The sequence below is a fragment of the Mycobacteriales bacterium genome, assembly GCA_035550055.1.
Classification (GTDB): Bacteria; Actinomycetota; Actinomycetes; order JAFAQI01; family JAFAQI01; genus DASZTV01.
In genome coordinates this window covers 1-13,205 of record DASZRO010000051.1, presented here as the reverse complement: position 1 = coordinate 13,205, position 13,205 = coordinate 1, and the positions used below count along the sequence as shown (strand labels likewise).

15 protein-coding genes are annotated in these 13,205 nt (G+C 71.1%); 4 read left to right on the top strand and 11 right to left on the bottom strand.

From position 1 onward, the window contains the following. Positions 1 to 7 precede the first annotated feature (7 nt). Positions 8 to 1,033 (bottom strand): 6-phosphofructokinase, encoded by a 1,026-nt coding sequence (locus VG899_08175; protein ID HWA66329.1) that lies wholly within the window; start codon positions 1,031 to 1,033, stop codon positions 8 to 10. Positions 1,034 to 1,069: 36 nt separating this feature from the next. Here VG899_08175 and glpK point away from each other — a divergent pair, with 36 nt between their 5' ends. Next, positions 1,070 to 2,527, top strand: coding sequence for a glycerol kinase GlpK (glpK, locus tag VG899_08170; GenBank protein HWA66328.1), 1,458 nt, complete (start codon positions 1,070 to 1,072; stop codon positions 2,525 to 2,527). A gap of 34 nt (positions 2,528 to 2,561) precedes the next feature. Here the strand turns inward: glpK and VG899_08165 are convergent, their stop codons facing one another. From VG899_08165 to VG899_08155, 3 genes are read right to left on the bottom strand one after another with little or no spacing between them, the layout of a single operon-like run. Next, positions 2,562 to 3,200, bottom strand: a complete 639-nt coding sequence (locus VG899_08165; protein HWA66327.1) for a response regulator transcription factor — start codon at positions 3,198 to 3,200, stop codon at positions 2,562 to 2,564. Positions 3,201 to 3,216: 16 nt separating this feature from the next. Next, entirely contained in the window at positions 3,217 to 4,317 is a 1,101-nt protein-coding gene (locus VG899_08160) for a DUF5931 domain-containing protein (protein ID HWA66326.1), read from the bottom strand. Positions 4,318 to 4,333: 16 nt separating this feature from the next. Then, positions 4,334 to 5,071 (bottom strand): lysophospholipid acyltransferase family protein, encoded by a 738-nt coding sequence (locus VG899_08155; protein HWA66325.1) that lies wholly within the window; start codon positions 5,069 to 5,071, stop codon positions 4,334 to 4,336. Between the two features lie 164 nt (positions 5,072 to 5,235). Between VG899_08155 and VG899_08150 the strand changes: the two genes are divergently transcribed. The 3 genes from VG899_08150 to VG899_08140 are packed head-to-tail and all read left to right on the top strand — an operon-like array spanning position 5,236 to position 8,030. Further along, positions 5,236 to 6,003 (top strand): alpha/beta fold hydrolase, encoded by a 768-nt coding sequence (locus VG899_08150; protein ID HWA66324.1) that lies wholly within the window; start codon positions 5,236 to 5,238, stop codon positions 6,001 to 6,003. Then, complete coding sequence (locus VG899_08145; protein ID HWA66323.1) at positions 6,000 to 6,734, top strand: hypothetical protein; 735 nt, start codon at positions 6,000 to 6,002, stop codon at positions 6,732 to 6,734. The genes VG899_08150 and VG899_08145 overlap by 4 nt, the downstream gene beginning before the upstream one ends. Positions 6,735 to 6,782: 48 nt before the next feature. After that, the gene (locus tag VG899_08140) at positions 6,783 to 8,030 is read left to right on the top strand and encodes a TIGR00300 family protein (GenBank protein HWA66322.1); all 1,248 of its coding nucleotides are present in this window, start codon (positions 6,783 to 6,785) and stop codon (positions 8,028 to 8,030) included. A gap of 4 nt (positions 8,031 to 8,034) precedes the next feature. On the opposite strand, the gene VG899_08135 is transcribed toward VG899_08140, so the two are convergent. Genes VG899_08135 through VG899_08105 form a run of 7 tightly spaced genes read right to left on the bottom strand, consistent with a single transcriptional unit; the run spans position 8,035 to position 12,980 of the window. Next, on the bottom strand, positions 8,035 to 8,550 hold the full coding sequence (locus tag VG899_08135; protein ID HWA66321.1) for a hypothetical protein: 516 nt from the start codon (positions 8,548 to 8,550) through the stop codon (positions 8,035 to 8,037). Next, positions 8,547 to 9,494: an ROK family glucokinase gene (locus VG899_08130; protein ID HWA66320.1), complete on the bottom strand. Its 948-nt coding sequence runs from the start codon at positions 9,492 to 9,494 to the stop codon at positions 8,547 to 8,549. The genes VG899_08135 and VG899_08130 overlap by 4 nt, the downstream gene beginning before the upstream one ends. Continuing rightward, positions 9,491 to 9,787, bottom strand: a complete 297-nt coding sequence (locus VG899_08125; GenBank protein ID HWA66319.1) for a hypothetical protein — start codon at positions 9,785 to 9,787, stop codon at positions 9,491 to 9,493. Before VG899_08125 ends, VG899_08130 begins: the two co-directional genes overlap by 4 nt. Further along, positions 9,784 to 10,983 carry an ArsA family ATPase gene (locus tag VG899_08120; protein ID HWA66318.1) on the bottom strand — a complete coding sequence of 400 codons (1,200 nt, stop codon included), beginning with the start codon at positions 10,981 to 10,983 and terminating at the stop codon, positions 9,784 to 9,786. Before VG899_08120 ends, VG899_08125 begins: the two co-directional genes overlap by 4 nt. Positions 10,984 to 11,008: 25 nt before the next feature. After that, positions 11,009 to 11,446, bottom strand: coding sequence for an SRPBCC family protein (locus tag VG899_08115; protein ID HWA66317.1), 438 nt, complete (start codon positions 11,444 to 11,446; stop codon positions 11,009 to 11,011). 40 nt (positions 11,447 to 11,486) lie between these two features. Next, positions 11,487 to 12,251, bottom strand: a complete 765-nt coding sequence (locus VG899_08110) for a metallophosphoesterase (GenBank protein ID HWA66316.1) — start codon at positions 12,249 to 12,251, stop codon at positions 11,487 to 11,489. A 30-nt stretch (positions 12,252 to 12,281) separates the two neighbouring features. Continuing rightward, the gene (locus VG899_08105) at positions 12,282 to 12,980 is read right to left on the bottom strand and encodes a hypothetical protein (protein ID HWA66315.1); all 699 of its coding nucleotides are present in this window, start codon (positions 12,978 to 12,980) and stop codon (positions 12,282 to 12,284) included. Positions 12,981 to 13,205: the final 225 nt, after the last annotated feature.

The window sequence follows — 13,205 nt, the reverse complement described above, 5'->3', positions numbered from 1 at the left end:
CGGCGGGTCAGCCGAAGAAGACCTCGACCTCGGCGTACCGCTCGAGGGACACCGTCTTCAGCTCGCGGGTCGCCTCCGCCAGCGGCACCCGCACGATGTCGGTGCCACGCAGCGCGACCATGACACCGGACTCGCCGTCGTGGACCGCGTCGATGGCGTGCAGCCCGAACCGGGTCGCGAGCACGCGGTCGTAGGCGGTCGGCGTGCCACCGCGCTGCACGTGACCGAGCACGGTGGCGCGTGCCTCCTTGCCGGTCCGCGAGGCGATCTCGTGTTCCAGGACCGCGCCGATGCCGCCGAGTCGCACGTGACCGAACGAGTCGACGCCCTGGTCCTGCAGCGCCATCGTTCCCTCCGCCGGCACCGCACCCTCCGCGACGACGACGATCGGCGCGTAGTGCGAGTCGAAGCGGCGCTCGATGTAGGCGCACACCTGGTCGATGTCGAACGGGCGCTCGGGAATCAGGATGACGTTCGCGCCGCCGGCCAGGCCGGAGTGCAGCGCGATCCAACCGGCGTGCCGGCCCATCACCTCGACGATGAGCACCCGGTGATGCGACTCCGCGGTCGTGTGCAGGCGGTCGATCGCGTCGACCGCGATCTGGACGGCGGTGTCGAAGCCGAACGTGTAGTCGGTGGCGCCGAGGTCGTTGTCGATCGTCTTGGGAACGCCGACGACCGTCAGGCCCGCTGCGGCGAGCGCCGTCGCCACCCCCAGTGTGTCCTCGCCGCCGATGGCGATCAGCGCGTCCACGCCGGCCGCGGCGAGGTTGCCGCGAATCGTCTCGACGCCGCCGTCGACCTTGAGCGGGTTGGTCCGCGACGAGCCGAGGATGGTGCCGCCCCGCGGCAGGATTCCCCGCGTCGCTTCGACGTCGAGGCGCATCGTGAGGCCTTCGAGCGGGCCTTTCCAGCCGTCGCGAAACCCGACGAACTCGTGACCGTAGACCTGCGTCCCCTTGCGCACCGCGGCGCGGATGACCGCGTTGAGGCCCGGACAGTCGCCGCCACCCGTCAGCACTCCGATCCGCATACGCCGACCCTACGGCCAACCGCCTAGGGTCGTCCCGTGCCTGTTCTCGCCATCGATGCCGGTACGACGGGCGTGACCGCGTTGGTCGTCACCGAGGACGGCCGGATCGCCTCCCGCGGCTACTCGGAGTTCCCGCAGCACTTCCCCGAGCCCGGATGGGTGGAACACGAGCCCGAGGAGATCTGGCAGGCGACGTTGCGTGCCTGCCGCGCTGCTCTCGCCGAAAGTCCCGACTCCCCTACTGCCATCGGCATCACCAACCAGCGCGAGACCGCGGTTGTCTGGGATCGACGGACCCTCGCGGCGCCACGCCGCGCCATCGTCTGGCAGGACCGTCGTACGACGGAGATCTGTGACCGCCTCCGTGACGCCGGCCACGAGGCGCGGGTGAGCGAGCTCACCGGCCTGCGGCTCGACCCCTACTTCACCGGCACGAAGCTCGCCTGGCTCGCCGAGCACGACCCCGCGTGGGCGGGTGTCACGAGCGGCAGCACGGTCGTCGGCACGGTCGACTCCTACCTCGTCGCGCGCCTCACCGGCGGACGCGAGCACGTCACAGACCCGAGCAACGCCAGCCGGACCTTGCTCTACGACATCCACGCCGGGACGTGGAGCGACGAGATGTGCGCGCTCTTGGGCGTACCGATGGGCGCGTTGCCCGAAGTACGCCGGTCCAGCGGCGATCTCGGCCGGACCGACCCCGACGCGTTCCTCGGCCTGCACCTGCCGGTCGCGGGGATCGCCGGCGACCAGCAGGCGGCGTTGTTCGGTCAGGCCTGCTTCGGCGAGGGCGAGAGCAAGTGCACGTACGGCACCGGCTCGTTCATCCTCGTCAACACCGGCGCGACCGCCGTCCGATCCGATGCCGGACTCCTCACGACGGTGGCGTGGGACATCGGCGGCGGGTTGGTGTACGCCCTCGAGGGCGCGATCTTCGTCACCGGAGCCGCTGTGCAGTGGCTGCGCGACGGCCTCGGGATCATCAGCTCCGCCGCGGAGACCGAAGCGGTCGCGGGGACGGTGCCGGACTCCGGCGGCGTCGTCTTCGTGCCGGCGCTCACCGGTCTCGGCGCGCCCCACTGGGACCCGGACGCCCGCGGCACGATCACCGGCATCACCCGCGGCACGACGCGGGCGCACCTCGTCCGCGCCACGTTGGAGGCGATCGCCTTCGAGGTCCGCGACGTCGTCGACGTCATGACTCGCGACGCGGGCATCCCGATCCCCGAGCTGTCCGTCGACGGCGGCGCATCGGCCAACAACCTGCTCTGCCAGCTGCAGGCGACCGAGCTGCACATCCCGGTACGACGTCCCCAGGTTGCCGAGACGACGGCGCTCGGTGCTGCGTTCCTCGCCGGTCTCGCGACCGGCGTCTGGTCATCGCTCGACGAGGTCGGGGCCACTTGGCGGCTCGACCGGCGCTTCGAGCCGGGTGAGCGCGACGACACGTCGTACGCCCGGTGGCTGGACGCGGTCCGCCGCACGCTCACCTAGAACGGCCAGGTGCTGACGGCGTACCTGAAGACGACTAGTCGGCTGAGTCCTCGGCATCGAGGCCCTGCTCCATCGCGTAGCGGACCAGCTGGGCCTTGTTGTGCAGCTGAAGCTTGGTCAGCGTGTTCTGCACGTGGTTCTGGACGGTACGCACCGACAGCACCAGCCGCTCCGCGATCTGCGGGTACGTATAGCCCTTCGCGACCAACCGCAGGATCTCGGTCTCGCGCGGGGTCAGCGAAGGAGAGCCGTCCTCACCCGCACCGGACAACCGGTTGTACTCGCCCAGCAGCAAGGCGGCCAGACCCGGCGTGAACACCGCCTCGCCACGCGAGGTGGCGCGTACCGCCGCGACCAGCTCCGCCGTACTCGCCGACTTCACGAGGTAGCCGGTGGCGCCGGCGGCGACGGCGTCGAGCACATCGGGCTGCTCGCCGCTCGCCGACAACACCAGAATGCGCGGCGTCGGGTCGAGGCCGGCGAGCTGCCGCGCGACGTCGACGCCGGACCCGTCGGGCAGCTGGAGGTCGAGGACGACGACGTCAGGCCGCGTCGCCTTCGCGACGCGGACGGCCTGCGCGACGTCCGACGCTGTCCCGCAGACATCCAGGCCGGCCGCTTCGAGGTCGCGGGCTACCGCATCGCGCCAGATCGGATGGTCGTCGACCACCATCACGCGCAAAACCGGCTCAGCGGGGCACACGGATCTCGACCTCCGTCCCCGCTCCGGCGCGCGACTCGATCGTCACGCTGCCACCAACCGCCTCGACCCGCCCGACGATGCTCTGCGCCACGCCGAGCCGGCCGTCCGCGGCCGCCGCCTCCAGGCGACCGGACGGCACCCCGGCGCCGTCGTCGCGCACGGACACGACCACCGCCACATCGTCGGACTCCACCAGCACCCACGCGCGCGCATCCGGCCCGGCGTGGCGCTCGACGTTCACCAGCGCCTCCCCGACCGCGGCCAGGATCGCCTCGGCTTTCGTGGCCGGCAGCGTCACCGCCTCGGCCGGCGTCGAGACATTCACCCGGGCGGAAGTCAGCGCCAAGAGCCCGGAGCGGAGGTCGCTGTCCGCGCCCGAAACCGTCGGGGCCGACGAGACGAGGGCGCGCAAGCTGACCTCCTGGGCCGCGGCCTGCTCGGCGAGGTCCGCCGCGTGACCGCCGAGCTCTCGGCCGCGGCGAGCGATCAGTGCCAGCACCTGAAGGGTCGAGTCGTGGATCTCCCGCGCCAGACGCTCGCGCTCCTCGACCGCCGCGAGCGCCCGCGAGGCGTGCGCGACGGACGTCTCGGCGGCAACGGCCAGCTTGACCAGGTAGCCGCCGACACCACCGGCGAGGAGCAGCAACACCACGCCGTTGAACGTGTGGGCAGTGAGGGTGCCGCGTTCGGCGATGTCCGCGGCACTGACGGCCGCCCCGGCCACGGCGCCGCCGACCGGCCCGGCGAACACCGCGCACGCCATGACGGGGGCCGCCGCCCATGCCGCCGGAAGGGTCGGTGACCCGGCGTCGATTCGCGCCGAGGTCTGCACGGCAAGACCCGCCAGCACCAGCCCGACAGCGACCGCGACATCCGCCGTCAGCAGGCTCGCCCGAGCGCGGCCCGTGAGGTGTTCGTAGCCTGCGGTCGCTGCCACACTCCAGCCCACCATGCCGGCGAGCAGAACCCAGCCGAGCGCGGGCCGCTGGTACTGCCGGTGATCAGCCGCCATCAGTACGCCGGCGTAGATCAACGTCAGCAACCGATAGGCGCCGACCGCGCGCAGCAGCGCCCGCCGTACGGTCACGGGCGAAACGTAGCGGTCAGGAAGCCTTGGCGAGCTCCGGCTCGGGCGCGAGCGCCGCGCCGGCAGCCGCTCGCGCCTCAGCCAGCTCTTCCTTCGCCTTGGTGGCGTACATGTCGACGTACTCCTGGCCGGACAGCTGCATGAGCTCATACATGATCTCGTCGGTGATCGAGCGCAGCACGAAGCGGTCGCTCTCCATCCCCGCGTAGCGGGAGAAGTCCAGCGGCTTGCCGATCTTGATGCCGACCTGCATGATCTTCGGCCGCACCTGCCCAGCCGGCTGGATCTCGAAGGTGTTGATCATCGCGACGGGGATCACCGGCACCCCGGCTTCGAGCGCCATGCGGGCAATGCCGGTCTTGCCGCGGTACAGCCGGCCGTCGGGCGACCGCGTGCCCTCCGGGTAGATCCCGAGCAGCTCGCCCGACCTGAGGATCTCGACGCCCTTGTTCAGCGCGGCCTCACTCGCCCGACCGCCGCTGCGGTCGACCGGCACCTGGTTGATCGACTTGAAGAACGCCGCGGTCAGCTTGCCCTTGATCCCGCGGCCGGTGAAGTAGTCGCCCTTGGCCAGGAAGGTGACGCGGCGGTCGACCTCCAACGGCAGGAAGAACGAGTCCGAGAACGACAGATGGTTGCTGGCCAGGATCGCGCCGCCGGAGGCGGGGATGTTCTCCGCGCCTTCGACCCACGGCCGGAACAAGGTCTTGAGGATCGGGCCCAGCACGATGTGCTTGAGGAACCAGTAGACCATCGCGAACCCTCCTCTCAGGACGAATCCGGTACGGCGGCCGCGGCACCTGGCCTCACCCGACATACCGACCCTAAGCAGGCCGGTTTGGTTACCGCAATGCCAGAACCGGAACGACGATCTTATCGAGCGTGAGCGTCACGCGCTGGCCATGCGACGATCGACGGGTGACCGCTGGCCTTTCACCGAGCGACACCAGCCCGTACGCCGCGGAGGGCGGAGCCGTCGGGGTGGTGCTCTGCCACGGGTTCACGGGAATGCCAGGAAGCATGCGGCCGTGGGGCGAGGCACTGGCGGCGGCGGGCCTGACCGTGCGGGTCCCGCTGCTCCCCGGGCACGGCACCCGATGGCAGGACGCGAACCGCTCGACCTGGCAGCAGTGGTACGCCGCGCTCGACGCGGCGGTCGACGACCTGCGCTCGCGCTGCACGTCGGTCTTCGTGATGGGCCTGTCGATGGGCGGCACCCTCACGATCCGTCTGGCAGAACAGCGCAGCAACGATCTCGCCGGCATCGTCGTGGTCAACCCCTCCCTGTTCACCACCCGCAAGGACGCAAAGCTGCTCCCCCTGTTGCGCCACGTCGTGCCGTCGTTGGCAGGCATCGGCAGCGACATCAAGAAACCCGGCGTCAGCGAACCGGCGTACCCGAGGATGCCGGTCAAGGCCGCCTACCAGCTGTCCTTGCTCTGGCGGCTGACCAACGACGACTTGGCGAAGGTCACCGCCCCCCTGCTGGTGATGACCAGCCGCCACGACCACGTCGTCGAGGCGGGGAACTCGGAACGCGTGATGGACGGCGTGTCGTCGACCGACAAGGAGCGCATCTGGCTCGAGGACAGCTACCACGTGGCGACCCTCGACAACGATCTGCCGCTGATCATCGACAGGTCCCTCGCGTTCGTCCATGCCCGCGCGGCAACCGCCTCACCGTGACCGACAGCAGCTCCGGGCCGCGGCCGGGCGCCCGCGACAACGGACTGCGGTGCGCCGGCTACGTCGCGGCTGGAGACCTCGACCCCCGAGTCGCCGACGCCCTGCTCGACACGCTCCGTTCCGAAGGCATTGCGGCGTACGCCTCGCCGACCCCCGCCTCGCGCGGCGGCTACCTGGAGCTGCGGCTGCCCGACCAGCTGACCGACCGGGTCTACGTCGACGCGGAGAAGTCCGCGCGTGCGATGCAGCTGTTCGCCGAGGAGCAGGCGGACGCTACTCAGCCGGATGCCCGCTCGGCGTCCGACGCTCCTTCGGGAGGCACCTCGCCTGAGCTCGACGTGGACGCCGCCTGGCAGCAGCTGCTCACCTCGCTGCGGTCACCGACCCCCGCGCCGACCTGGCCCGACCGGGAGGACGTGGCCGCCGGCTCGCCGCCGGTGACCTTCGACGAGGCGCGAGTGTCGATGGGTGCCGCGCCGTACGAGCCGCTCGAGGACGACGACCACTACGTGCCGCCCGCCCCGCCTCCGTTGCCCAAGCTCCGCACGGTGACGCTGGGCGCGCTCGCCGCGATCATCGGCGGCATCGCGATCCTCGTGACCGGGCTCGACGGCGGAGATTTCGCCTGGCTCGGTTGGCTTGCCATCATCGGCGGGGGCGCTGCCCTCGTCTGGTACATGAAGGACCGGCCGCCGAACGACTCCGGTTGGGACGACGGCGCGGTGGTCTAGTGCGCGTTTTCGGTGTTGATCATCGCGAAACTGGGGAGGGGTGATCAGATGCTGGTCAACGAGACGGTCGAGATCACCGGCCACCTGATGGATTCCGGAGTCCTCGCGAAGGTCCTCGACGACGTCCTCGACTACGGCGGCGACTACACCGTCGACCGGATCGACCTCGGCAAGGCGCACGAGGACGAGTCGCACGCGGTGATCATCGTCGGCGCGGACAGCGAGGAGAACCTGGCTCGCATCCTGATGCGGCTGCAGGTCCACGGGGTCAACCTGGTGGAGCCCGGCGAGGCGGAGGTCGTCGCCGCCACGGCCGACGGCGTCTTCCCCGACGGCTTCTACTCCACCACCAACCTCGAGACCGTCGTGCGCCTGGGCGGGCAGTGGGTGCCGGTGGAGCAGCCCGAGATGGATTGCGGTCTGCTGGTGACGAACGGAAGGGTCCGCACGGTGCCGGTCAGCGACGTGCGCGCCGGCGACCAGATCGTCGTGGGAGCGGGCGGCGTCAAGGTCGTGCTGCCGCAGCGCGAGCACCGCGCCGTCGAGCATCACGCCATCGACGGGCGCTTCGAGTTCATGTCGTCAGCGGTGTCGAGCGAGCGGCCGCAGGCCCTCGTCGTACGCCAGGTGGCGGCTCGGATGCGGGAGGTCAAGAACGACGGCAACCGCATCCTGTGGGTCGCCGGACCGGCCGTCGTTCACACCGGTGCCGCCACGCCGATGGTCGAGCTGGTCCGCCACGGCTGGGTCGACGTGCTGTTCAGCGGCAACGCTCTGGCGACGCACGACATCGAAGCCGCGCTGTTCGGCACGTCGCTCGGCGTCGACCTGACCGTCGGCACCGGGACAGCGCACGGCCACGAGCACCACATCCGCGCGATCAACACCGTCCGTGCCGCCGGTTCGATCAAGGACGCGGTCGAGGCCGGCATCCTGGAGCGCGGCGTGATGCACGCGATGGTCTCGGCCAAGAAGCCGTTCGTACTGGTCGGATCGGTACGCGACGACGGGCCGCTGCCCGACGTCTACACCGACGTCGTGGAGGGTCAGCGCGCGATGCGCGCGCAACTGCCGGGCGTCGGCTTCGCGATCATGGTCGCGACCATGCTGCACTCGATCGCGACGGGCAACCTGCTGCCGGCGTCGGTCCCTCTCATCGCGGTGGACATCAACCCGGCGACGGTGACCAAGCTCGCCGACCGCGGCAGCGCGCAGGCGGTCGGGATCGTGACCGACATCGGGCTGTTCCTCGAGCAGCTCGCGATCGAGCTCGTGCCCGGCTACCGCCGCGACTGATTCGTCAGCGTTCGAGCACCGCGAGCGTCGGGCGGGCCTGCGGCAGGCCGGGCACCGCGACCGGTCCGCACGAGACGACGGTGAGCGCGCGGTCGGCGGTGATCGCGGCCGGCCCGCCAACACCCCCGACCACGACGGTCGGGATGGGCTCCTCGGCGAACTCTGCGGCACCGCCGGTCGCCGCGAGGACTACCCGCCAGTCCTCACCTCGGACCTCGAAGGTCATCGTGATCACGGCGGGGCTGGTGCCTGCGGATGACGACGAAGCCTGAAAAGTCGTCCGTTTCGGATCGACACGCAACGAGGTCGCGATGAACATCCCCCCGACGCGATCAGTGGTCGCGACCACGAGCCCGAGCTGACGGGCGATCTTGGCCCGCTTGGAGCGCCACCGCTGGTAGCGCGGCGCACCGGTGATCGCCACCACGTCGGGCCGATGTTCGCTCACGACCGCGAACGCCGCGTCCGGATGGGCGGTGACCAGGCCCGCGTCGAAGGCCATCAGCCGAAGTTCGCTCATGCCGTCCTCGCCAGGTCCGCTGCCCCGATCATGCCGGCGTCCGGACCGAGCCGCGCCGGCACGACTTCGGCGAACGGACGGTACCCGCGACCGGACAGGACCGCCGCGTAGTTCTCCCGAGCCGGCCGCAGCAACAGCTCGCCGGCGTCGACGACCCCGCCCCCGATCACGAACCTGCCGGGATCGAGGGTGACCGCGATGTCGGCCATTCCTTGACCGAGCCAGCGGCCGATCTCCTCGAAGCAGTCGATCGCCGCCGGGTCACCCTCTTGTGCCGCCTGCGTCACGACCGGCCCGTCGATCGACTCGGCCCGGCCACCGGCCAGCTCGAGCAGCCGAGCCGCGTCGGTCGGCCGGGTCTGGGCGACCTCACGAGCGGCGCGTACCAACGCCGTGCCGCTGCAGTACTGCTCGAGGCAGCCGAGGTTGCCGCAGCCGCACTGTCGCCCGCCCGGTACGACGCGCATGTGACCGGGCTCCCCGCCGATGCCGAACCGGCCTCGGCGCAGCTTGCCGTCGATGATCAACCCGCATCCGATGCCGGTGCCGATGGTGAGCACGACCGTGTCGGGGTCCTGCTCGCCGGCACCGAAGCGGTACTCGCCCCACGCCGCCGCGTTGGCGTCGTTCTCGACGATCACCGGTATGTCGACCAGCCGCGCGAGGTCGTCGTAGAGAGGGGTGTTGCGCCAGGCGAGGTTCGGCGCGAACAGCACGGTCTTGCGCGAAGCGTCGACCCAACCGGCAGCACCGATGCCCACCGACGTCACGTCGTACCCGGCTCGCAGCTCGCCGATGGCCTCGGCGACCAGCGCTTCCACCATCGCCGGGTCCTGGCTGGGTGTCGGCCGACGGGTGGAGCTCAGGATGTTGCCGGACACGTCGACCACACCGGCGGCGATCTTCGTCCCCCCGATGTCGATTCCGATGGAAAGGCCGCTCACTCCAGATCGATCCGTTCGACCCCGCGGTCGCGCCGACCCGGCTGGTCGTGCTGGTCGATCACCGAACGGACGGCGGCCATCATCGACGTCGCCGCGTCGACGAGATGGCCGAAGGTCTCAGGCTGGGTACGCCGGGCAAGCGCGAGCAGCTGACACAGCGGGCAGATCTGGCATTCGGGCCCATCGCCGACGCCGTGCAACGGATCGCCGACCGCACCCCTCGCCCACTCACCGATCGCCTCGACGAGGCGAGCCGCCTCCTCCGCGAGCGGACCCGGCTGCGACGCCGTCACATCGCCCTCCAGACCGAGGGATCCGCCGCGAAGCGCACCCGCAGCGCGCCGTCGCGCAGCGCAGCGCCGTCGACCGTGCAACGGCGCAACGCGCTGGGCAGCGCGATCACCCGCCGGTAGGAGCCGACGGTCACCACGAGATCGTCACCTTTGCGGACCAGCTCGACGTCGGGCCGGTCGGCGTGCGGGAGGGCAAGCACCAAGACGTACTCGTCGCTGCTGACCTGCTCGACGGTCAACGGGTCGGCGACGGTGACCGGCTCGAGCGGGTCCGGCCGCCCGTCGGCGTAGACCTGGTCGGCGAAGGCGGCGAGCGCCTCCAGCCCCAGCGGCTCGGCGGCGGCGTACGCCGACTCCCAGACCGGTATCCCGGTGAAGGAAGCGGCGACCTCGGCCAGCTGCTCACGCTGGCGGCTCACCCAGCCGTCCCGCCAGGCATCGGAGGGGCCGCATTCGGGGAACACCCGGTTGGCGACGATCCCGTCGACCCGGTAGCCGAACAGCGACAGCGCGGTCAACGTCCGGCGCGCCTCGGCAACGACCATCGACTCCGGAGTGAGGACCAGACGCACCGAGGTCGTCGCCGGGTCGACGATGAGCGAACGCACCTCCGACAGCTCGTCACAGAGCCGCTGTGCGGCCGCGAACACCGAGTCCGGCGGCAGCGGCAGGCCGGCCAGGTGGCTCAGCACCGGCCGGACGTTGCGCAGCACCCGACGGTCGGTGGGATAGACCCGCTGCATCCACCACTGCATCGCCTCGGGCAACGCCAGCAGCCGCAGCGTCTCCCCCGTCGGAGCGCAGTCGACGACCACGACGTCCCAACGCCCGCCCGCCACCTGGTTGCGAAGCTCCAGCAGAGCCAGGACCTCCTCCGCGCCCGGCAGCACCGTGAGCTCCTCGGCTTCCAGCGGTGCGATGCCGCCCTGCTCGAGGACGTCCCTCAGGTAGTCCTGCACCGAGCGCCAGTTCGACTCGAAGGCACGCTGGGCGTCGATCTGCTGCCCGTACAGGCCGGCGTCGATCTCCGTCGGGGTGTCAGCGAGCGCTACGCCGAACGCGTCGTCGAGAGAGTGGGCGGGGTCGGTCGAGAGCACCAGCGTCTTGTGTCCCCGGGCCGCGGCGTACGCCGCCGTGGCCGCGGAGGTTGTCGTCTTCCCGACTCCCCCCTTGCCGGTGAACAGCAGGACCCGCACCCGGGAAAGGCTACGTGGGCCGCGGTCAGCCCTGCTCGACCCGCTTCTTCAAGCCCTTCAACGCGGTGTCGATGATGACCTTCTCGGCCTTGCGCTTGAACATGCCGAGCATCGGGACCTTCAGCTCCACCGCGAGGCGGTAGACGACCTCGGTCTGGCCGCCCTTGTCCTGCAGCGTGTAGGAGCCGACCTGTGACTTGAGCATCGTGCCGCCGTCGGCGAGGGTCCACTCGACCCGCTCGTCGCCAGCCCAGGTGTAGGCGAGGGTGTAGGTGTCCTTGATCACACCGGCGTCGAGGACGAAGGTCGCGCGCGCCGGGCGCCCGTCACTCGCCGCCGCGTCGACGGTCGCGGACTTGATCCCGGTGGACCACTGCGGGTACGCCGCGACGTCGGCGATCACCGCCATGATCTGCGCCGGTGACGCCGCGATCGTGATGCTCGAGCTGGCCTCGTCCGCCACGACTACCTCCTCAGCTGCCGGGCCAGTAGATCATCAAAACTCACCAGACGAGACGAAACGGCGTACCCGTTCCGCGGAAGTGACCGACGTTGATGCACTCGGTCCGCCCAATCCTCGTCCGCCGGGCGAGCGGCTGGTGCACGTGGCCGAACAGCGCGACCTCGGGCTGGGTGTCCCGGATCGCGTCGAGCACCGCACTGCTGCCCCGCTCCATCCGCCGCGCGCGTACGTCGTAGAGGAGCTCCGGCACGTCGGGCGGGATGTGACAGCACAGGACGTCCACGGCGCCGACCGCGGCGACCTTGGCGGCGTAGTCCTCGTCGGCGATCTCGTACGGCGTGTGCATCGGGGTCTGCAGGCCGCCACCGACGAAACCGAACCGGCGGCCGCCGAGCTCCATCGTCTGGCCGTCCAGGACGGTGATCCCGTCGCGGAGGTAGTCGCCCCACAACGGCGGGATGTCGACGTTTCCGTAGGTGACGTACGCCGGGGTCGGCATCGCTGCGAACAACGCGTCGTACTGGCGGCGCACCGCGGCCTCGATGACACTTTGCCGGTCCCCGACCTCGGCCCACAATCCGCGGGAGAACTCACGCGCCTCGTCGAAGCGCCGTTGGCTGCGAAGCTCGACGAGCTTCGACGCGTTGGCGGCACCGAACATCTCGCCGAAGATGCCGCCCGCCGCGTCGTCATAGTCGATGAACAGGATCAGGTCTCCGAGGCAGATCAGCGCGTCCGCACCGTCGCCAGCACGTGCGAGCGCGTCCGCCCGGCCGTGGACGTCGGACACCACGTTGACCTGCACAACCGCGAGCCTATTGAGTACGCGCGCCGCTCAGAGAAGCTTGCCGCCGATGGTCGCGAGGATGACGATCAGCAGGATCAGCCCGAACGCGACCGCGATCCCGAGGCCGAGCTTCTGCCCGGAGCTGATCTTCGCGACGTCGCCGAACAGCGGCACCCGCACGGTGTTGCCGTCGCTCACTCCGGACAGGAAGCCCGCGCCGCAGGAGTGGCAGTAGTCCAACGACATCGGCACCGCGGTGCCGCATGCCGGACACGGCCAAGTGGGTTCCTGAGCGGGCGCGACAGCCGGGGCCGCCGTCGGTGCTGCCGCCGGTGCGGCCGCGGGCGGCTGCATGGGGTCCGGCGCGGCGAGCGCCCCTGCGGCAGCGCCGGGTGAGGCGGGCTGACCGGTCGGCACGAATGGTTGCGGCGCGGCCACGGGAGCGGGCGGCGGCACCGGCGCGGGCGGCGGCACGGGCTTGCGCTCGACGACGTAGGGCAGGTCCGCGAACGACGATCCCGCCGGCGGAGCAGGCGGCTCGACCGGCTCGACCGGTGCGACCGGCGCAGCAGGCACCGGTGACGGGACGTACGCCGGCTCGACCGGCTCGACCGGCGCGACCGGCACCGGCGGCGGGACGTAGGCCTGCGGCGCCTCGACGGGCACCGGCGGCGGGGCGTACGCCTGCACCGGCTCGACCGGTGCCGAGGGCAGCGGCGGGACCGCCACCGGAACGGGTGCCGTCACGACCGGCGGGTGCGCAATCGGAGCCGCGGTGAACACCGGCGGCTGCTGCACGAGAGGCGGCGGCAGCGGCTCCGGCGATACAGGGGCGACGACCGGTGGCGGCGTCACGACCGGCGGAAATGGCACCGGTGCCGGCGCTGCCGCTGGCGGCGCCGCCACGAACTGCTGCGGCGGTGGCCCGGGCGGCGCGACCGGAGCCGGCGGCGCAGGCGGAGCGGGCGGGGC